Raw genomic sequence first — 22,862 nt, 5'->3', positions numbered from 1 at the left:
CCCCCCAGCTGTCGCCAGTCTAATCCTAAAAAATGACACTAACAAGATTGATAATTAATCTCATTTGTAATAAATATGCCACCCTGGATCGGTGAGAATACATATCAGCCGCATTAAGCGTAGCGACCTCTGCCAAGTTTTCTAGGTTTGCCAACGCCACCGTGCCTGACTGCGATAAGACAAAAAGGATGCGCGAGGATGACTTCAATCGAACACCTGAGCAGGCGTTCCGAACCTTTATCCACAACTGCGACGGTTGCGAGCCTGCCAGTACTGATACAGGCAACTGCTGGACAGTCTATTCAGGATCTGGATGCATCGATTCGCAATACCCTAGACCACAGTTTGAGCACCGTTGGCGGTGTGCTGTTTCGTGGTTTTAACGTCCCCACTCCCATTGATTTCAAGCGTTTCGCCGCCAGCTTCGGCGCCCCGCTGGCCAGCTATGAGTTTGGCTCCACGCCGCGCAGCAAGGTCTTCGCCGGTGTGTACAGCTCCACCGAATATCCGGCTCATCAATTTATCCCCTTGCACAACGAGCAGGCCTACACCCGGCCTTGGCCTTCGCGCATCTGGTTCCATTGCATCAAGGCCAGTGAAACCGGTGGCGAAACGCCTATAGCGGACAGCCGCTTGGTCTATCAGCGCATGCCAAGCGAGATCCGCGAACTCTTTGCCAGCCGCGATCTGCTGTACGTGCGCAACTACAGCGGCGCACTGGATTTGCCCTGGCAGAAAGTATTCAACACCGAGGATCGCGCTCAGGTCGAACGTTACTGCCTTGATAACGACATCGAGTGGCAATGGAAAGACGACGGCGAACTGCGCACCCGCCAGCGTTGTTCCGCCGTGCTGCAGCATCCCGAGACGGGTGAATGGGTCTGGTTTAACCAGGCGCACCTGTTCCACGTATCGGCCATCGAGCCCAGTGTGCGCGCCAGTCTGCTCGCAGCCGTAGGTGAAGAAAACTTGCCACGTCACGTGTATTTCGGTGATGGCTCACCCATCCCTGACGAAGTGCTCGACAGCGTGCGCGAGGTGTATCGCCAGACCGCCATCAGCTTCCCCTGGCAGCCCGGCGACATCCTGATGCTCGACAATCGATTGGTCGCACACGGCCGTAATCCTTACACCGGTGACCGCAAAGTCATCGTTGCCATGGCGTGAATTGCATATGTTCTCTTTTAATCATTGGATCGAAGTGCAGGAAAACAATGCTGCAGATTTCGGCGAGCGCGCAGCCTTGCATTTCTTGCCCGACGGTATCGAGATCGGCCAGTCCCTGACCTTTGCCCAGTTGCATGAACAGAGCCAGTCTCTGGCAGCTGCGCTGCAGTCGCGCTATGCGCCGGGAGAACGCGTATTGTTGATGCTGCCCAGCAGCCTCGACTACGCCCGCGCCTTTTGCGCCTGCCTGTATGCCGGCATGATCGCTGTGCCGCTGTTTCCGCCACCTTCGCGTAAACCGCGCCACTTGGATCGCGTGCGCAATGTTGTGATCGACGCCGAACCTGGGCTGATTCTTGCTCCGCCCGATCACTGCCAGAGCCTGCGGGAGCTGGTCGAAAACCGGATTGATGTGTTGACGGTCGAGGATCTCGGCACACCGCCAGCCAGTGCTTGGAAGCGCCCCTATGTTGACGGTGCAACTGTCGCCTTCCTGCAATACACCTCCGGCTCCACCGGCACGCCCAAGGGTGTCGAAGTACGCCAGCGCAACCTGATCGCCAATGTTGAACTGATGCGCCAGGCTTACGGCTTTGATGAACATGGCGGCATGGTCAACTGGCTGCCGCTGTACCACGACATGGGTTTGATCGGTGGTTTGTTGGCGCCGCTGTATAGCGGTATGCCTTGCTATCTGCTGGCCTCACAAACCTTTGTCAACGCCCCATCCACCTGGTTGCAGGCCTTGAGCCGTTACCGCGCCACCGCCAGTTTTGCCCCCAACTTCGCCTATGCACTGTGCAATCGTGTTGTCAGCGACAACCTGATCGCTCAGCTTGACCTCAGCACTTGGAAACATGCGATCAACGGCGCCGAACCCATTCACCCCGCTACACTGGAAGCCTTCGCCCAGCGCTTCGCCCCTTGCGGCCTTAACCCCTTGGCGATCAGTCCCGGTTATGGTCAGGCTGAAGCCACTCTGTGTGTCAGCGCCACACCCGCCGATGCCGCGCCCGTGGTGCTGCGCCTGGACAAGTCCGTGCTGGAAACCGGCCGCGTCGCCTTGGCGACAAGCGAAGCTCCGGCTGTGGAATTTGTTGCCTGCGGCTATCCGCAAGCCCTGCACGATATCGCCATCGTCAACCCACAGAGCCATGAGCGCTGCGACGCTGATTGCATCGGCGAAGTCTGGCTAAGCGGGCCGAGCAATGCTGAAGCCTATTGGAAAAACCCAGAGGCCAGTCGCGAGGCATTTGAAGCGCGCATCATCGGTGAATCCGGGCATTATCTGCGCTCCGGCGACTTGGGCTTTATGCATGAAGGCCAAGTGGTGATTTGCGGCCGGCTCAAGGACCTGCTGATTCTTAATGGCCGCAACCTCTATCCTCACGATATTGAATTTGCCATTACCGATGCCGAGCCGGGCATCCGCACCGGGCGCATTGCCGCTTTCTCAGAGATGGACCCGCACCTGGGCCGCGAAAAACTGGTGATTGTCGCCGAACCGCAACGCAAATTCGTCGATCCTGCGCATCACCCGGCGCTGTTTGCTTCGATGCAAAACGCAGTCCGTGACGCCGCCGAATGTGGCATCGATCAGATCGTGTTAGTGGAAGCTGGCACCATCCCGATGACCACCAGCGGCAAGATCGCCCGGCAAGGCGCCCGCAAGCAGTTGGCCGCGGGCACCTTGTCCATTATTGCCCAGCACGGCGGCCAAACCTCGGACACTTGCGCGCGCCTCAGCCTTGCACAGCTTTTCGAGTCTGTTGCCAATGCGTCTACTCCCGCCCTGCCCGTTTGCCGCCAATGGCTGGAACAGACACTGCGCGAGGTCAATCCGTATCTGGCGGTCGACTTCAACCAGAGTTTGATCGGCTTGGGCCTGGATTCCATCAGCATTGCCGACTTCACCGCGCGCTTGCACAAGGATCTGGGCTGGAACCTGAACACGCAACAACTGTTCGGCGAGCAAACCCTGGCCGACTGGGCGCAGGAACTGCTGGACTTCCTCGCCGAACCCACGTCGCCCCCTGAAAACACCTTGCCAGAACGCCGCCACGCCAGCCAAGAGCAAGGCCGTCAATCCTTTGCCCAAAGCCGTCTGTGGTTCCTGCGCCAACTGAATCCCGGCGATACCCAACACAACCTGGTATTGCACCTGAACCTGCAAGGCGCCCTTGACACCGAAACCCTGGCATCGCGACTCAATGCGCTGGTCAATCGCCACCGCGTATTGCGCACCGTCTATAACGATGGGGTCAAGGGTCCGCAGCAACGGATTTTGCCGACTGAAGCTGTGGCGCTCAATTGGCACGACCTGCGCGATCAACCCGCAGCGCTGCAACAACAAGCGCTCACTGATTGCCTGGCCCGGGAACAGGCGACACCGATTGATCTTGAGCACGGGCCGTTGTTACGCGCGCAATTGCTCAGCCGCGACGATGAACAGCACGACCTGCTCCTAAGCCTGCATCACATCGCCTTCGACGGACGCTCGGCGCAACTGCTGCTGGCGGAACTGGCCGGTACATCCACTGCCGAGTTGCCGCCGCAGTACCTGGATTTCGCCCTTTGGGAAGCCGAACACTGGAGCGACGCACGGATCGCGGCGGAACAAGACTTCTGGCGCGAACATCTGGCGGATATACCGCAAAGCATCGAACTGGGCGGAACTGGATCGGGCCATGGCGCCCACAGCCTCAACTTCATACTCGCTCAGTCCAGTTGCGAAACCCTTTCAGCCCTCGCCCGTGAGCAAGGCATGACCTTGTTTATGTTGCTGCTGGCGAGCTATCAACTGGTGCTCAAGCAATTAGGTGGACAGCAACAGTTCCTGCTGGGTACTGATGTCAGCGGGCGTCCATTGGCCGAGCACAACGAGGTGATTGGCTTCTTCGTCAACCAGCTGACCTTGCGTTGCGACCTGCGCGGCGATCCGACTTTCGCAGCCTTGCTCAAGCAGGTCCGCGATCAGGCGGGACTGGCGTATGCCCACCAGGACCTGCCATTCGACCTGGTGGTTTCGGCGCTGGCACCGCAACGTCGTCCCGGTCATTCGCCGCTGTTTCAAGTCAAGCTTAACTACCAGCCTTCCCGAGTGACACCGACTGCTATCGCCGGTGCACAGATGACCGGGCTTGAAGTGGCGCAAGCGCCGGGAGATTTCCATCTGGTGCTTGACCTGGTCCATGGCAGCGAGGGTATCGAGGCGACACTAAAGTTCCGCGCTCAGTTCTTCGATCAGAACCGGGCCCTGCGCCTGCAACAGCTGTGGACACGCCTGTTGGATGAGAGCCACAAGCTGCTGGACCAGCCATTGTCGAAAGTGGCTGACCGACTCGCCAACTGGGATCAAGAATTCCAGCGTGAACAACAGCAATCCCGTGCGCTAGCCGGCCGCAGCTCGTTGCTGCAAGCCAAACGCCGCTCCTTGACCCTCTAACCGAGTTGGATGCCTTTATGTCTATCGTGCCCCCACCGTCTCGCGCTCTTGGCGGCGTGCGCCGTAAAGCCATGAATGTCTCGCAACAGTTGGTCAGCGAGCGGCTGCTCAGCCCGGATCATGCCTTGCCGTTGGTGATTGAGCCGAGTGTCAGCGGTGTCGATCTGGCCGCCTGGGCGGCCGGTGAACGTGAAAGTCTGGAGAGCAAGCTGCTGCAATACGGCGCCTTGCTGTTTCGCGGGTTTTCGGTGCAGTCGGTGGAACAGTTTGATCAGGTGATCGCCGCACTCTCCCCTGGGGCGCTGGAGTATATGTTTCGTGCCTCCCCGCGCACCCGGGTTGGCGGCAACATCTACACCTCGACCGATTACCCGGCCGACCAGATGATATTTCCGCACAACGAGCATTCGTACTCGCCACGTTTCCCGCTGCGGTTGTTCTTTTACTGCCAGACCCCATCCGAAACCGGCGGCGAAACCCCGATTGGTTCGACCCGCGCGGTGAAAGCAAGGATCAGCCCGGAAATCGAAGCCCGCTTTCGTGAAAAAGGCGTGCTCTACGTGCGCAACTACGGCGATGGATTCGGCCTGCCGTGGCAAAGCGTGTTCCAGTCCGAAGACCGTGACGAAGTGGAAAGCTACTGCGCCACTGTCGGCATCGAAGTGGAATGGAAAGCCAACAACCGCCTGCGAACCCGTCAGCGCGGCCCTGCAGTTGTGCGCCATCCGCGCACTGGCGAAGAAGTCTGGTTCAACCATGCCACCTTTTTCCATATCAGCACCCTGCCACCGGCTATTCGTGACTCCTTGCAAAGCAACTTCACCGATCTCGACCTGCCGACCAACACTTTCTACGGCGACGGCGAAGTGATCGAGCCAGAGGTGCTGGAGTCATTACGAGCCGCTTACCTCGACTCACTGGTGCGGTTCAGCTGGCAACAGGGCGACGTGCTCTTTATCGACAACATGCTCGCGGTACACGGTCGCGAACCCTTTACCGGCAAGCGCGCCATCCTCACTGGCATGGCTGAAGCCCTGCTGCAAGGTGACGTCGCTGTTTGATCTTTCAATGGGTGCCGCCACGACTGATTCCAGTCAGTAGGTTCGTGTCTCTGGTCACACCCAGGTTTACTCACAATTTGCAGTCGAGTTGAAAATGAACGGACTCCAAGGTTTTCGCATTTCGCCGCAACAGGCTTCGGTGTATCAGCACATCAACGGTAGCGCCCAACATCCATTTAGCTGCCATTTGCAGTGGAACTGCTGCTCTCCTGTATCGGCTGAGATCCTCACGCAACGGCTGAACGACCTGATCGCCGCCTGTGAAATCCTGCGCACCCGCCTGGTGCCCGTGCCGGGCCTGCGTCATCCGGTGCAGGTGATCGATGAATCCATTGATCTGCCCATTGCCGTGCTCGACTTGCGCGCCCTTGACCCTGCCGGGCAGGACGCAGCACTGATCCACCTTGGTCAACAATCCAATGACTGGGCGCAGCCGCTGACAGTGACGTTGGTACAGTTGTCTGATGAACAATCGCTACTCGATTTGGCAGCTGCCAGCACTCACTTCGACCTGAGCAGTCTGAAGCTGCTGGCCCGGGCATTGCTGCAAGACAGCAACACTCAGCTCGCCGACGCCTTGCAATATGCCGACTACGCCGAATGGCGCTGGAACCTGAGCGAAGATGAGCCTGACCATCCGGGCGTGACCTTCTGGAAGCCGCTGGCGGAGAGTGAACAACCCAGCTTGCAGTTGTCGCTGTTGTCCGCCTCGGGCGATGGTTTTGTCCCGCAGCAACTAGACTTCACCCTCCCCGCACAGCTTGCCCGGCACCCGGCTCTGACATCGAACCTGATGCTCACGGCCTGGGCTGCCTTGCTTGCACGCCTCGCCGGTCAACAGCAGATTGCACTGACGGTAATTGACGAAAACCGTGGCCCCGAACTGGACAGCGCACTGGGCCTGTTCGAGCAATGCCTGCCGCTGCGTTTCGACCTGGATACCCAGGCAACACTGCTGGAGCAAAGCAAAACCATTGCAACCAGCCTTGAACGCAGTGTCGGTTGGCAGGATTACTACACCCATGATCTCAATGGCGGCTACGCATTCGCCTGGCGTCAGCTTGATGCCGGGCAGCGCCATGCCCGCGCGGTGATGAACCCAGTAAAAGCCTGCCTGAACCTGTATCAGGCAGCGGATGCTATTGAGGCTCAGTTGATTTACGACAGCCATATTTTGAGTGGCAATGCCGCAGCCTGCCTCGGCGAACAATGGCTACAACTGTTGCAAGGCGCATTGAACGAACCGCAACAGGGCTGGACACAACTGCCTTTGGCTGGGCAGCTTCAATTGCAAACCATCAATGCCGAGGCGACTCTGCCCGCCATCGAACCCGTGACCTTGGTCGAGCTGATCGACCGTCAAGTACGGCAACAGCCGGATGCCATCGCCCTGAGCGACAAGGATGGCGACCTGAGCTATGCGGCGCTTGATGCCAACGCCAGCCGCCTGGCTCATCAATTGGTGGCTGGCGGGATTGGTGCTGGTGTGCCCGTGGGTATTCTGTTTGCCCGTGGTAACGCCGCCGTGGTCGCCATGCTTGCGGTATTGAAAGCCGGTGGCGCCTATGTGCCGATTGATCCGAGTTATCCAGCGGATCGTCGCGCCTACATGCTGGCCGACAGCGCCATCGCACACATTGTGGTCAGCCCCGAACTTGCCAACAGCGTACCCGCCAGCCTGCAACGCTTTGTTCTCGACGAGCTGAACGCGACCGATAGCCAAGTACTGCCGCCGCTGGCAGGCCCAGGTGCCGACGATCTGGCCTACCTGATCTACACCTCAGGCTCCACCGGCGCGCCGAAAGCCGTGGAAATCAGCCACGCAGCCCTGAGTTATTCGACCCAGGTACGCATGACCAGCTACGCCACGCCAGTGCGGGCTTATTTGCTGCTGTCGTCCTTTGCCTTCGACAGTTCGGTTGCGGGGATTTTCTGGACCCTGGCCCAAGGTGGACGCCTGGTATTACCGGCCCCTGGCGAAGAGCTGGAAATGCCAAGGCTGGCCCAACTGATTGCCCGGCACCGGGTCAGCCATGGTTTGTCGCTGCCCTCCTTGTATCAAGCGCTGATCGACCAGTTGCAACGCACAGCAGGTGCTGACTGCCTCGAATGCTGGATAGTCGCCGGTGAAGCCTGCCCGCCGTCGCTGGTGGCGCAGCACAGCAGGTCCTTGCCAAACACCACGCTAGTCAATGAATACGGTCCCACCGAGGCCACCGTCTGGGCCACTTATGAAGTGCTCGACCCAAACCGCAGCCTGAGCATTGGTCGGCCAATTGCCGGTATGGACTTGCGGGTGTTGAACGAGCACGGGCTGATCTGCGGTATCGGCGAACCGGGGGAAATCGTGCTCGCTGGCCCAACCCTGGCCCGAGGCTATCGCAACAAACCCGAAGAAACCGCCAAAGCCTTTGTCAGCCTCGCTGATGGCACCCGCGCCTACCGCACAGGCGACCTCGCCTGCTGGCTGGCGGACGGCCGTCTGGCGTTCCTTGGCCGCAAGGATCATCAGGTCAAGTTGCGGGGCTACCGCATCGAACTCGGCGAGATCGAGCGGCAACTGTGCAGCCACAGTGATGTGCGCGAAGCCGCAGTGATCGTTCAGGAACACGCCGCTGGCAAGCGCTTGTTGGCTTACGTTCTGGCGGCCCACGGTTACGCGCCCAACTCGGAAGCGATCAAGCGTTTCCTCGGCGAACGCCTGCCGTCATACATGGTGCCAGCCCAGGTGCTGACCTTGGCGAGCTTCCCCCGTACCCCCAACGGCAAGCTCGACCTGAACCAGTTGCCTGACCCGGACCAGCTCGACGCAAGCACCCATGTAGCGCCGCGCAACGCCATGGAAAGCAGCCTGCAATCGATTGTCGGCAAAGTCCTGAAACTGCCTTCTGTAAGCGTCACCGAAAGCTTCTTCGCCATTGGCGGCGACTCGATTCTCAGCCTGCAAGTGGTCGCCCAGGCACGCGAACAAGGCATCGCGCTGTCGGCCAAAGATGTATTCGAACGCCAGACCATTGCCGGCATGGCCGAGGTTGCACAGCTGCTGACCGCCGATACCGGGCAGCCGCAGGTCCAGAGCAGCGAATTCAGCGCCTCGGGCCTGACCGAAGACGAAATGCAGGCGTTGCTGGCCGAGCTCGATGAGTCCGAATTTTGACCGCTCTCCCAACTCGCCGCGCCGTCGCCCCTTATTTTGCAGGACGCTTTAAATGACTCACGAAAAAAACAGCAGCAATCCGATCGAAGACGTTTACCCGCTGTCACCGTTGCAGCAAGGGATGCTATTCCACTCCCTGCTGCATGAAAATTCCGGCGTCTACCTGATGCAGGATCGCTACCGCATCGGCGGTGCCATCGACGAAGTGGCGTTCATTGAGTCATGGCGCCAGGTGGTGGCGCTGCACCCTTCACTGCGCGCCAGTTTCCAGTGGAAAACCCAGAAACAGCCGGTGCAAGTGATCCACCGCGAAGTCAAGGTGCCGCTGGACACAATCGACCTGCGCGGACTGGCTCCAGACCAACAGGAAGCGCGAATCCGCAGCTTGCTGGACGATGAGCAGAAAGTCGGCTTCAACCTGTCCAAGCCGCCGCTGATTCGCTTCCGCCTGGTGCGGCTGGCCGATGAGTCTTACGAGTTTATCCGCAGCTTCCATCACATTCTCATGGACGCTTGGTGCATTTCGCTGGTGACCGTGGACTTCCTCAACGTCTATGAAGCGCTGTGCAACGACCGCACCCCGCACCTCAAGCGCCCACGCCCGTTCCGCGATTACATCCAGTGGCTGCAACGCCAGGATGCAAACAAGGCTGAACAGTTCTGGCGCGGTCAGTTACAGGGGCTCAATGCGCCTACGCCGTTGACAGTAGACAACGGCGTCAGCCGTGACCGTTACACCGACGCCGTGCTGGTGGACGACCAGCTGATTCACTTGAGCGAAGAGGAAACCCAGGCGCTGGCTGCGTTCTGCCGTGCCCAGCGGATTACGCCCAATACCTTCTTTCAGGGCGCATGGTCGCTGCTGCTGTCGCGTTACAGCGGCCAACAGGACGTGATATTCGGCGTTACCGTGGCTGGGCGTCCGGCGGAACTGGCCGGCGTGGCGGAGATGATCGGCCTGTTTATCAATACCCTGCCGTTGCGGGTATCGGTCGACCCCGAGGCATCGCTTGGCCAGTGGCTCAATGCCCTGCAAGGGCTGAACCTCGATATGCGTGACTATGAACACACGCCGCTGACCGACATTCAGGGCTGGAGCGATTTTCCTCGCGGCGAAACCCTGTTCGACAGCATTCTGGTATTTGAAAACGCGCCCATCGACGAACAGATTCTCGAAGGCGGTTTCCAGTTCAGCCTCGATGGCATGGACCATAGCGTTCACACCCATTACGGCCTGACGCTGGTGATTCTGCCCGGCGAACAACTGGGTATTCGCCTGTCTTACGACCGCGATCGCTTCGACACCGCAACAGTGCAGCGCCTGCTCGGTCACCTCGCCAGTCTGGTGCGTGGCATGCTCGCCGCGCCGGATGCCACGCTGGCCAGTTTCGAACTGCTGAGCGACGACGAGCGCCAACAACTGCTGGGCGAATGGGCCCTCAACCCGCAGGCATTCCCGCTGGAGCAAAGCTACGCCCAGCTATTTGCCGCACAAGTGGCTCAACGCGGCGATCAGGTGGTCGCGGTCTGCGGTGCTGAGTCGCTGACTTACGCCGAGCTTGATCGCCGCGCCACGCGTCTGGCCCATGCCCTGCGTGAAGCCGGGGCCGGTACAGATCAATTGGTCGCGCTGGTCGCCCCTCGGGGCCTGCCACTGCTGACCATGATGATCGCCGTGTTCAAGGCGGGCGCCGCCATGCTGCCGCTGGAAGTCAACCATCCACCGGAGCGGTTGCGGGAAATTCTCAAGCTGTCTGGCGCGCCGCTGTTGGTCGCCAGTGAAGGTTGCAGCAGCCTGCTTGATCAACTGTTGAGCGGCCTTGACCAGGCACCTGCTGCCCTGTTCGCCGAAGCCTGCTGGCAAGCCGGCAATGATGCACCCTTGCCGTTGCTGGGCAGCCCGGAAAGTCTGGCCTACGTGCTGTTCACCTCGGGTTCGACCGGCACGCCCAAGGGGGTGATGATCGAACAACGCGGCATGCTCAATAATATCTTCGGCAAAGTGCCAGCTCTGGGCCTGAATGCCGAAGACCGGATTGCGCAAACTGCCTCGGTGGCCTTCGATATTTCAGTCTGGCAATTCCTTGCCGCACCTGTTTTGGGTGCTACCGTGCATATCCTGCCGGACGAAGTAGCCCACGATCCGCAACGCCTGCTGCATGAGCTTGTCAGTGGACGCCTGAGCGTGCTTGAAACTGTCCCGAGCCTGATGCGCACGCTGCTCGCGCTGTGCCCTTGCGACCTGCAACTGCCTGACCTGCGTTGGGTGATGCCTACCGGTGAAGCCCTGCCCCCGACTGTGGCCCGTGACTGGTTCGCGCGCTTCCCCGACATTCCCCTGATGAACGCCTACGGCCCCGCCGAATGTGCCGACGATGTGGCGTTCCAGCCGATCTTTGCTGCACCGGATGCCGACGTCAGCCATATGCCAATCGGTCAGCCGACAGCCAACAATCGCCTTTACGTGCTGGATGAAGCCCTGCGCCCGCTGCCGGTCGGCGTGGCTGGGGAAATCTGTGTTGGCGGCGTCGGTGTTGGTCGTGGCTATTTGCACGATCCGCAGCGCACTGCCGACGCCTTTATTGTTCATCCGCAACTTGAGGGGCGCATTTACCGCACTGGCGACCTGGGCCGCTGGCGTGCCGATGGCGTGATCGAATACCTCGGTCGCCGCGACCAGCAAGTCAAGTTGCGTGGCCATCGCATTGAACTCACGGAAATCGAACACCGTCTGGCTCAACACTCGAGTGTGCGCGAGGCAGCGGTGCTGTTGCGGGAAAACCACGTCGGCGAAGCCTGGCTGGTGGCTTACTATTCTGCTCACGACGAGCGTCTGGGTCACGACGAACTGAGCAGCCACCTGCGCGGGCAATTACCGCCGTACATGGTGCCAGCGGCCTTCCTTTGCCTTGACCGTCTGCCCCTGAACGCCAACGGCAAGGTCGACCGCAAGGCTCTGGCTGCTCAGGAGCTGAACTGGCAAGCCGACACCCAGCAAAGCGTCGCACCGCGCAACGAACAGGAAGCGGCTGTAGCCGGGATCTGGACCGAAGTACTGGGCCGCGACAGCGTTGGCGTGGAAGACAACTTCTTTACTCTCGGCGGTCATTCGCTGCTGGCCACACAAATCGTGGCGCGGCTGCGGACGCACTTTAAACTCGACTTGCCGCTGCGGCTGTTGTTCGAACAACCAACCGTGGCGCTGCTTGCTCAGGCGATTGCCAAGCGCCAGGCAGAAGCTGCCTCGCCGCAATCCGCTGTGGCCCCTGCCTTGAAAACCCAGGCGCGTCCTGCACAGTTGCCGCTGTCGTTCTCGCAACAGCGCTTGTGGTTTATCGAGCAACTGACACCCGGCACCACGCTGTTCAATATCCCCTTCGCCCTGCGCTTGAAAGGCGATCTAAATGTTCCGGCGCTACACGCCAGCCTCAATGATTTGCTGGCCCGCCATGAAATCCTCCGCACCGGTATCCGAGACATTGATGGCGTTCCGTGCCAGCACATCAGCGACTCATTGAGCATTGCCTTGTCGTTCGATGATTTGTCCGGCTTGCCAACCACCGCCCGCGAAGGCGCGCAGTTCAGTGCCTTGCACGACACCTTCACGCAACCCTTCAATCTCAGCGCCCCACCTTTGTTGCGCGCGCACTTGCTGCGCCTGGGGCCGGACGAACATGTGCTGGCGATTGCCCTGCATCACCTGGTTTCTGACGCATGGTCGGCGACCATCGCCCTGCGTGAGCTGGCTCTGGGTTATGAAGCCCGCTGCAATGGTGCAGCGGCCAAACTGCCTGACCTTCCGGTGCAATACGCCGACTTCGCCCTGTGGCAGCGCGAGCATTTGCAAGGTGATGAGCTCAAGCGCCAACTCGATTACTGGAGCAAAACGCTGGATCGCAGCAACAGCGACAGCAGCCCTTTGCTCGCGCTGCCCACCGACCATGCGCGGCCTTCGGTGCAAAGCTATCGCGCCGGTATCGTACAACGTGAACTGAGCGCCGAACTCAGCAGCCGGATGCAGGCCTTTGCCAGTCGCCTGGGCACCACGCCCTTTACGGTGATATTTGCTGGTTTCGCCGTGCTGATGCATCGCTTGAGCGGCGATGCCACTGTTTTGATCGGCACCCCCGTCACTCATCGCGAACAACCGGGCACTGAAGGCTTGCTCGGCATTTTGCTCAACAATCTGGCGATCCGCACCGACTTCGAACCCCACGCCGATTTCACAGCGCTGGTGGGCCAGGTGGCCAAGCGTCTGCGTGAAGGCCTGCAACATCAGGATTTGCCCTTCGAGCAATTGGTCGACAGCCTGCAACTGCCGCGCAGCCTCAGCCATGCACCGCTGTATCAGGTGATGGTTGCCCAGCAACTGGCCATGGAGTCGCGCCTGCGCTTCTCCGATCTTGAGTTTGAAGCCCTTGATACGCCGCTCAAGCAATCCGAATGCGATCTTGACCTGCATGTGCTCTGTCCGGCCAATGCACCGATCCAGCTGGAGTTGATGTACGCCCTCGACCTCTTTGTCGCCGACAGCGCGCGGCAAACCCTGGCCCGCCTCGAACACTTGCTGGACTTCATGCTCGCCGAGCCGCAGCGTCCGGTAGCAGCCTTGCCGTTGCTTATGGACGCGGAATGGCAACGCACCGTGGTCGAGTGGAACCGTACCGAAATGGAGGTGCCACAACACCTGTGCTTCGCCCAGCTGTTTGAACAGCAGGCCGAGCGCACCCCGGACCGTGATGCCTTGTGCTTCGAAGGTCGCAGCCTGAGCTATGGCGAACTCAACAGCCGGGCCAATCAGGTTGCTCATTACCTGCGCAGTCGCGGGGTAGTGGCCAATAGTCCGGTGGCGCTCTGTGTCGAGCGTTCGCTGGAACTGCTGGTGGGTCTGCTGGGTATTCTCAAGTCTGGCGGCGCCTATGTGCCGCTGGACCCGACTTATCCGCTCGATCGCCTGGCATATATGCTCGAGGACGCGCAACCAGCGCTGTTCCTTGGCCAGCAAGGCTTGCTGGAAGCGCTTGGCGTACATTTGCCACGCCTGCGTCTGGACAGCGATGCCGCGCTGTTCGCCGATCAGCCGGATCACAATCCCGAACCGCTGGCCGGGCCGGATGATCTGGCCTACATCATGTACACCTCAGGTTCCACCGGTAAACCCAAGGGCACTTTGGTCACCAACGGATCAGTGGTCAACCTGGCCTGGGCGCGTATTCATGGCCTGTACCGGCGCTATACCGACCAGCCAATGCGTACCAGCTTCAACTACTCATTCGCCTTCGACAGTTCGGTGGCAGAACTCATCCTGCTGCTTGACGGCCACAGCCTGTACCTGACGCCGGAAGCGGTGCGTTACGACCCCGAAGCGCTGGCCCAGTTCTTCAGCGACACCCAGCTGGATGCTTTTGAATGCACCCCGGCGCAGCTCAAGGGCCTGCTCGAAAGCGACGGCGTGCGCAGTGGCCAAACCTATCTGCCGCGTTTTGTGCTGTTCGGTGGCGATGCGGTTGATGCGCAACTCTGGCAACGCCTGCCATCGATTGCTGGCAGCCGTTTCTTCAACACTTACGGGCCGACCGAATGTACGGTCGATGCCACCGGTTGCGCGGTAGACGATTTCCCGGAGCGGCCAATCATCGGCCGTCCCATCGCCAACGTGCGTACCTACGTCCTCGACCCCTTCCTCAACCCGATGCCGGTTGGTGTACCGGGGGAACTCCACATCGGTGGCGCTGGCGTGACCCAGGGTTATCTCAACCGTGACGAGCAGACCGCGAAGGTGTTTATCCAGGACCCGTTTTCGCCGCTGCCAGGTGCGCGGATGTACAAATCCGGCGATCTGGTGCGCTGGTTGCCCAACGGCCAGCTGGAATACCTCGGGCGCATGGATCACCAGGTTAAAATCCGTGGTTTCCGGGTCGAGTTGGGCGAGATCGAGGCGCTGATCGGCGCTCAGCCCGGCGTACGCCAAGCCGTGGTGCTGGCCCGCGAAGACGTTCCCGGCGACAAGCGTCTGGTGGCTTACGTCACCAGCGATGCCCAGGCTGATATTGACGCCTGGCGCAAGGCAATAGGCGCCGCCCTGCCCGACTACATGGTGCCTTCGGCGTTCGTGTTGCTCGATGAGCTGCCGCTGACCGATAACGGCAAACTCAATCGCAAGACCTTGCCTGCTCCAGACATTCAAACCGCACCTGACGCCCAGAATCCGCCGCGTACAGTCGCCGAACAGCAGCTCGCCGCGCTTTGGTCCGAGCTGCTGAAGGTGCCGCTGGGCCAAATCGGTCGCGACAGCCACTTCTTCTACCTCGGCGGTCACTCGCTGCTGGCGGCGGTGTTATTTGCCCGTCTGCGCCAACAGTTCACCACGGTGCCAGCGCTGCGCGCGGTGTTTGAACAGCCGACGCTGGAAGCTCTGGCAGCAACGCTGGGCGATCCGCTGCAGGCACCTGCGGCTGCATTTGTCCCGGCCGCTCGCCCGGCCAGGCTGCCGCTGTCGTTCGAACAGCAACGCCTGTGGTTTCTGGAACAACTGAGTGCCGGAGGTGGCGAATACAACGTCGTCAGCGCCGTGCAACTGGAAGGTGATCTCAACAGCCAAGCCTTGAAAACTGCTCTGAACAGGCTGGTTCAACGCCATGAAATCCTGCGCAGCCGTATTCTGCGCGATGCTGACGGCGAGCTGATACAACTCATCGAACCTCAGGTCGATATCGAGCTGCCAGTGACTGTATTGCAGGCGACCAGTGACGAGCACTGGCAGCAACTGACAGACAAGGCGATCCACGCGGAAACCGGACGCCGTTTCGATCTCGCCAGCCAGATCCCCCTTCGTGCCGCGCTAATACAACGCAGCGACAGCGCTCAGTCGCTGCTGCTGCTCAACCTGCATCACTGCGCCACCGACGATGCCTCCAGCCAGAATTTGCTGGATGAGCTGCGACAGCTCTATACCGCCCAGTGCCAAGGCTCCACGGCAACCCTACCCGCGCTGGCCCTGCAATACCCTGATTACGCCCTTTGGCAGCACGAACCCAAGCAACAGGCAGCGTTCAGCAGCCAGCTTGAATACTGGCGCAAACAACTGGAAGACGGCGATTACTTGCTCGATCTGCCGACCGATCAGGCTCGTCCGAACCAGCTCGATCCAACTGCTGGCGCGGTACAACTGCAACTGCCGAGCGCCTTGGTCGAGCGCCTGCGCCAGTTCGCCCAACAGCGCGGTTCCACCCTGTACATGCTGATGCTGACTGCGGCGCAACTGCTTTTGGGACGCTACGCCAACCAGCGTGACGTGCGGCTTGGCAGTCCGGTGGCCCAACGCCAATTCGCTGAGCTGCAACCGCTGATTGGCTGCTTCGTCAACACTCTGGTCATGCGGGCTGATCTCGATCCGGCCCTTGATTTCGAGGGCTTGCTGAGCCAGGTGCGCAATCGCGTGCTGGATGCCCAGCAGCATCAGGACGTGCCTTTCGATCAGGTCGTGGAGCACCTCAAGCCAGCACGCAGCCTCGGCCAGACGCCGCTGTTCCAAGTGTTGTTCGCCATGCAGAACGCCGATTCGTCGAGCCAGCATTGGCCGCAGTTGCAGGTTAGCGAGCGGGCCGTGACCGCCCAATCCACCAAGTACGACCTGAACTGGGAAGTACACGACGGCGAGGTGCTGTCGGTGTTGCTGGAATACCGCGCCGCGCTGTTCAGCGAAACCACGGCCCGGCGCTGGTTGCAGCAATGGCAGCAATTGCTTGAAACCATGCTCGACGCGCCCCAGACCCGCCTCGGCGATTGGACACCCTTGCCTGTGGCAGAGCGCGATCGCCAACTGGTTCAGTGGAACGCCACCGAACGCCAGTATCCCGGCCCGAGCAACCTGCACACGGCCTTGAGCCAGCAAGCAGCTCTGAGTCCTAACGCTCCGGCGCTTGTGTTTGAAGGCCAGCGCCTGAGTTACGCCGAGTTGGATCAGCGGGCGCAACAGCTTGCCCGTGCCTTGCGCGGCGCCGGTATCGGCCGCGAATCGATTGTCCCGCTGTGCATGGAACGCTCGGTTGAAATGGTCGTCGCCCTGCTCGGCATTGTCCATGCCGGTGCCGCCTGGTTGCCGCTGGACCCTGAGTTGCCTGCCGCGCGTCTGGCCTTCCTGATTGAAGACGCCGATGCACAAGTCATCCTGACTCAAGCGCAGTGGCTGTCAAAATTGCCAGCCGGTCACACCGCCTGGACGCTTGATTCATTACCAAAGGCGTCAGCAGTTGAACCGCTAAGTGTCGCGGCTGATGACTTGGCCTATGTGCTTTACACCTCCGGTTCCACCGGCCAACCCAAAGGCGTGATGAACGAGCACGGCGCATTGATGAACCGCCTGCACTGGATGCAAGACGCCTTCCCGATTGGCCCGAACGACCGCGTATTGCAGAAAACGCCTTTTAGCTTCGACGTTTCGGTGTGGGAATTCTTCTGGCCGCTGATCACCGGTGCAACGCTGGTGGTGGCGCGCCCCGATGGCCATCGCGACCCGGCTTACCTGAGCCAGTTGATCCAGCAGGAACAGGTCACCACCCTGCACTTTGTGCCCTCAATGCTGCGCGCCTTTGTCGAAGAACCGAGCCTTGCCGACTGCCACAGCCTGCGTCAGGTATTCGCCAGCGGCGAAGCGTTGCCGGTTGATCTGGTGCGCCGCTTTATGGGCCAACACCCGGCGACACTGGTCAACCTTTACGGCCCGACCGAAGCAGCCATCGACGTCTCAGTATGGCGCTGTTCGAAGGACGATTTGATAGTGCCCATCGGCAAACCAATCGCTAACCTGCGCCTGTATATCCTTGATGAGAGCATGCAGCCTTTGCCAATCGGCAGCATCGGCGAGCTGTATATCGGCGGTGTCGGCGTGGCCCGTGGCTACCTGAAACGCCCGGAACTGACCGAAGAACGTTTCCTTGCCAGCCCATTTGTCGAGGGTGATCGCCTGTATCGCACCGGCGACCGTTGCCGCTTCTTGGCTGACGGCAATATCGAATACCTGGGCCGTCTTGATCATCAGGTCAAACTGCGTGGCCAGCGTATCGAACTTGGGGAAATCGATGCGGCGCTACTGGCGCAGGCTGGTGTTCGCGAAGCCGCAACCTTGTTGCTCGATCAGCGTTTGCTGAGTTTCTGGTGTGGTGACGCCGATGAGGCCGTCATTCGCGCCGCGCTGAATGACAGCCTGCCTGCCCACATTCAGCCCAACCTCTTGGTGCAACTCGACAGTCTGCCGCTCAATAGCAACGGCAAGCTCGACCGCAAGGCACTGGCCGCTACGCCGCTGCCAGAAAACCAGGGCAAGCAGAGCCACATCGCGCCGCGCAATACTACTGAAACGGTGCTTTGTGAACTGTTCAGCGAACTGCTTGAGTGCTCGCCTGTGGGCATAGACGAGCACTTCTTCCAGCTTGGCGGCCACTCCTTGCTGGCGACCCGATTGGTTGCACGGGTGCGTGAGCGTCTCGGCGCAACCCTGCCTTTGTCACTGGTCTTCGCCCAACCCACGGTGAAGGCGCTGGCTGGGCATCTGCATGCGGCAATACCAACTGAATCGATCAGTCCGCAACCGCGTCCGGCGCAATTGCCGCTGGGGCTGGCTCAGCGTCGGTTCTGGATGCTCAGCCGTTTGGTGCCGGAGTCCCGCGAGTATCACATGCCGTTTGCCCTGATCTTACGAGGTGAACTGCTGGTCGAGGTCTTGCGTAAAGCGTTCGCCCAGATCAGCCAGCGGCATCTGGTGCTGCGCAGCCGTATTATCGAAGTGGATGGCGAGCCACAGTTACTGATCGACGACCATGGGCCGGAACTGATGCTCAGTTCAGTGTCAGCGCAAGACTGGAGATCAGCTTGTACTGAAGCCCAAAACCACTTGATGGCGCCGTTCGATCTGGCCGCCGCTGCGCCTTGGCGGGCGCACTTGCTGCAACGCCAGGACAGCGACGAACACCTGTTGTTGGTGTGTCTGCACCACAGCGCCACCGACGGTTGGGCCATGCAGTTGCTTATCGACGAGCTGGCCCAGGCCTACGCCGCCGGTTTGCACGGCCAACTGCCCGCCTGGGCGCCACTGCAAATTGACTACGTCGATTTCGCTTTGTGGCAACAACACCCGGACACCCAGGCGCGACGCAACCACAGCCTGGATTACTGGAAAAATCATCTGGGCCAGGATAATTACCAACTCGACCTGCCCATCGACCGTCCTCGCGGCGCCGAAGCTGATCGTAGCGCCGGACAAGTGACCTTGCAGCTTGGCACCCAGCGTGCTCAAGCCATTCGCCAGTTCGCCCGCCAGCGCGGCACCACCGTTTACGTGGTGCTGGCCACGGCGCTGAGTGCGCTGTTGGCCCGATACAGCGGTCAGCGGGAGATTCGCTTCGGCACCCCGGCGGACCAACGTGAAAATGCGCAAACCCAGACATTGTTGGCCTGCCTGGTAAACACCCTGGTGATTCGCAGTGAAGTCGATCAGCAGGCGCCTGCTGAACAGTTGCTCGCCAGCCTTGAGGCCGACCTGCGTGCGGCCCAGCTCCACGCTGATCTTCCATTCGCCACATTGGTCAGTGAAGTCGTACAGCAGCGTGACTTGAACCGCACGCCGCTGTTCCAGGTGCTGTTCTCCCTCAACTATGGCCGCATGGAGAGCAACCAATGGCCGGGGCTGAAGCTTGAAGAGCAGATGTTGCCGGTGATCGACGCCAAGTTCGAACAAAGCTGGGAAGTTCAGGACGATGGCAGCGACATGACGCTGAGTCTGGAATACCAATCGGCGTTGTTCGAGCCGCTCACGATGCAGCGCTGGAGCAGCCAATGGTGCGCCTTGCTGGATGCATTGGTGGCCACGCCACAGTGCAAACTGGTCGAGCTGTTCCCGCAACAACAGGATCAGCAACAACTGGCGCGCTGGAACGCCACGGAACGCCAGTATCCCGGCCCGAACAACCTACACACGGCCTTGAGCCAGCAAGCAGCTCTGAGTCCTAACGCTCCGGCGCTTGTGTTTGAAGGCCAGCGCCTGAGTTACGCCGAGTTGGATCAGCGGGCGCAACAGCTTGCCCGTGCCTTGCGCGGTGCCGGTGTCGGTCGTGAATCGATTGTGCCGCTGTGCATGGAGCGCTCGGTTGAAATGGTCGTCGCCCTGCTCGGCATTGTCCATGCCGGTGCCGCCTGGTTGCCGCTGGACCCTGAATTGCCTGCCGCGCGTCTGGCATTTTTGATTGAAGACGCCGACGCACAGATCTCTCTGACTCAAGCGCAGTGGCTGTCAAAATTGCCAGCCGGTCACAGCATCTGGACGCTGGATACCTTGCCAGATGCTGAAGTGGGTGAGCCGCTAAGTGTCGCGGCTGATGACTTGGCCTATGTGCTCTACACCTCTGGCTCCACCGGCCAACCCAAAGGTGTGATGAACGAGCACGGCGCCTTGATGAACCGCCTGCACTGGATGCAAGACGCCTTCCCGATTGGCCCGAACGACCGCGTATTGCAGAAAACGCCTTTTAGCTTCGACGTTTCGGTGTGGGAATTCTTCTGGCCGCTGATCACGGGCGCAACGCTGGTGGTGGCGCGTCCCGATGGTCATCGCGACCCGGCTTACCTGAGCCAGTTGATCCAGCAGGAACAGGTCACCACCCTGCACTTTGTGCCCTCGATGCTGCGCGCCTTTGTCGAGGAACCGAGTCTCACCGACTGTCACAGTCTACGTCAGGTATTCGCCAGCGGCGAAGCGTTGCCGGTTGATCTGGTGCGTCGTTTTATGGGCCAACACCCGGCGGCGCTGGTCAACCTTTACGGCCCGACTGAAGCGGCAATCGATGTTTCGGTATGGCGCTGCTCGAAAGATGATCAAATCGTGCCAATCGGTAAGCCAATCGCCAACCTGCGCCTGTATATCCTTGATCAAAGCATGCAGCCGTTGCCAATAGGCAGCATCGGCGAGCTGTATATCGGCGGTGTCGGCGTGGCCCGCGGCTACCTGAAACGCCCGGAGCTGACCCAAGAACGTTTCCTTGCCAGCCCATTTGTTGAAGGTGATCGCTTGTATCGCACCGGCGACCGTTGCCGCTTCCTGGCTGACGGCAATATCGAATACCTGGGCCGTCTTGATCATCAGGTCAAACTGCGTGGCCAGCGTATCGAACTTGGCGAAATCGATGCGGCGCTGCTCGACTTGCCGGCAATCACCGGCGCCTGCACATTGGTGATCGATAACCGATTGGTGGCGTTCTACAGCAGCAGTTCACCGCAGCCAGAGTTGGGCGCATTGCTTACCGCCCAGTTGCCCGCGTACATGGTGCCAGCGGTGTGGGTCGAAGTCCCGGCCTTGCCACTGACCACTAACGGCAAGATCGACCGCAAGGCCTTGGCCAAGCTGCCATTGCCGCAAACCCAGACGGATTACGCCGCACCGCGCAATACTTTGGAAAGCCTGCTTTGCCAGTTGTTTGGCGAGCTACTTGGCGAAACCCTGACCGGTGGCCGCGAGGTCGGTACATCGGACAGTTTCTTCGCCTTGGGCGGCGATTCAATTCTCGGCCTGAAGCTGATCTCCCGCCTGCGCGAACAAGGTTATTCGCTTACCCCAAGAGACCTGTTCCGTTCGCCGACTCCGGCGGCGCTCGCGCAGTTGGTCACTCCGTTGCTGTGTCAGGCTGAACAAGGTGAAGTTAGCGGTTCGATGCCGCTGATGCCCTTGCATCAGTGGTTCTTCGACCAACAACAACCGCAGGCCGCGCACTGGAATCAGTCGGTACTGGCCGACAGTGATCATCTGCTACAACCGGCCTTGGTTCAGGTCACGCTTGATCGGTTGATCGCCCATCACGACGCCTTGCGTCTGCGTTTTTCTGAGGTCGATGGCCAATGGCAAGCGCATATCGCTCAAGTATCGCCAGCACAACTGATCTGTTGCGACCGCCCGGAGCAGTTGTTGGACGTCGCGCAAAGCCTGGACCTGCAGCAAGGCCCGCTGTTTGCAGCCGCTCTGCTGGAGGGTCAACCGCAACGCCTGTATCTGGTTGCTCATCATCTGGTGATCGATGCGGTGTCATGGACGCCGTTGCTGGAAGATTTCCAGCAGCTTTATCAAGGCCTGGAGCGTGGTGAGAACCCGAGCCTGCCAGCCAAGACAACCTCTTACCGGCAATGGGCCGAACATATGCAAGCCCATGCCGAGAAGATCCGTGCTGAACAGCAATACTGGGCTGGCCAGTCGACGGTTAACTCTGCGCCGCTAGCCACAATCGCAGAGCGCCAAACCCTGTCGGCGCGCTGGGATAGCAGCCGCACCCATCAGTGGCTGACTGAGTCGCACGCGGCCTATCGCACCCAACCTGAAGAGCTGCTGATCGCCGCCCTCGCCGCCACCCTGGCAGAAGCTGAAAATCGCGCTGACATAGTGGTCGATCTGGAGCGTCATGGTCGCGATGCACCGTTCGATGGGTTGGACGTGAGCCGCACCGTCGGCTGGTTCACCACCCTCTATCCGCTACGGGTGAATTCCAGCGGTACGCACGCTGATTGGGTGCGCAATGCCAAGCAAGCCTTACGCGCCGTGCCGGGCCTGGGCCTTGGTCATGGGTTGCTGCGCCAACGCGGTGATTTGCCTGCGGGGCGCGGCGATGTGCTGTTCAACTATCTTGGGCATGAACAAACGCCTGAGGGCTGGTTGCGTGCAAGCAGCCTGAATCCACCGCCTGAAGTCGCACTTACCAACCGGGTGACCCATGGCCGTGAAGTGGTGGCATGGCTGGAGGATGGCGCCTTGCATCTGCAATGGCACAGCGTGACCCCAGACGCCGACAGCCATTTGCCAGCGCGTTTGCTGGAGCACTTGCAGGCACTGGTCGAGCATTGCCTCGACCCGCAGGCGGGAGCGCTGATGCCATCTGACTTCCCACTGGCCAAGGCGCTGAATCAGAAGTCCCTGGACAAACTGCTGAGCAAGCTCAAGCCCAAAGAGAATTCCCAAAGCTAGCGAGCGACGAGCACCTGCGATGCCAATGCCTGG

Annotated in this window: 5 protein-coding genes; all 5 read left to right on the top strand. The window is 60.3% G+C overall.

The window, feature by feature from the left end; all coding sequences use genetic code 11:
• Window positions 1–198: 198 nt before the first annotated feature.
• The 5 genes from AACY26_RS05420 (at window position 199) to AACY26_RS05400 (ending at window position 22,829) form a co-directional block, all read left to right on the top strand.
• Entirely contained in the window at window positions 199–1,167 is a 969-nt protein-coding gene (locus AACY26_RS05420) for a TauD/TfdA family dioxygenase (protein WP_339511812.1), read from the top strand.
• A gap of 7 nt (window positions 1,168–1,174) precedes the next feature.
• Window positions 1,175–4,612: a condensation domain-containing protein gene (locus tag AACY26_RS05415; protein ID WP_339511811.1), complete on the top strand. Its 3,438-nt coding sequence runs from the start codon at window positions 1,175–1,177 to the stop codon at window positions 4,610–4,612.
• A gap of 17 nt (window positions 4,613–4,629) precedes the next feature.
• Entirely contained in the window at window positions 4,630–5,673 is a 1,044-nt protein-coding gene (locus tag AACY26_RS05410; RefSeq protein WP_339511809.1) for a TauD/TfdA family dioxygenase, read from the top strand.
• Window positions 5,674–5,767: 94 nt separating this feature from the next.
• Window positions 5,768–8,830 carry a non-ribosomal peptide synthetase gene (locus tag AACY26_RS05405; RefSeq protein ID WP_339511807.1) on the top strand — a complete coding sequence of 1,021 codons (3,063 nt, stop codon included), beginning with the start codon at window positions 5,768–5,770 and terminating at the stop codon, window positions 8,828–8,830.
• A gap of 52 nt (window positions 8,831–8,882) precedes the next feature.
• Complete coding sequence (locus AACY26_RS05400; protein ID WP_339511805.1) at window positions 8,883–22,829, top strand: non-ribosomal peptide synthase/polyketide synthase; 13,947 nt, start codon at window positions 8,883–8,885, stop codon at window positions 22,827–22,829.
• The last annotated feature ends 33 nt before the right edge of the window (window positions 22,830–22,862 follow it).

This window comes from Pseudomonas sp. RL_15y_Pfl2_60, from assembly GCF_963970595.1.
GTDB lineage: Bacteria > Pseudomonadota > Gammaproteobacteria > Pseudomonadales > Pseudomonadaceae > Aquipseudomonas.
This window is presented reverse-complemented; position numbering and strand designations above follow the sequence as displayed.

Coding starts and splice junctions, on each gene's coding strand:
- AACY26_RS05420 (WP_339511812.1), top strand. CDS start 199: ATGACTTCAATCGAACACCTGAGCAGGCGTTCCGAACCTTTATCCACA.
- AACY26_RS05415 (WP_339511811.1), top strand. CDS start 1,175: ATGTTCTCTTTTAATCATTGGATCGAAGTGCAGGAAAACAATGCTGCA.
- AACY26_RS05410 (WP_339511809.1), top strand. CDS start 4,630: ATGTCTATCGTGCCCCCACCGTCTCGCGCTCTTGGCGGCGTGCGCCGT.
- AACY26_RS05405 (WP_339511807.1), top strand. CDS start 5,768: ATGAACGGACTCCAAGGTTTTCGCATTTCGCCGCAACAGGCTTCGGTG.
- AACY26_RS05400 (WP_339511805.1), top strand. CDS start 8,883: ATGACTCACGAAAAAAACAGCAGCAATCCGATCGAAGACGTTTACCCG.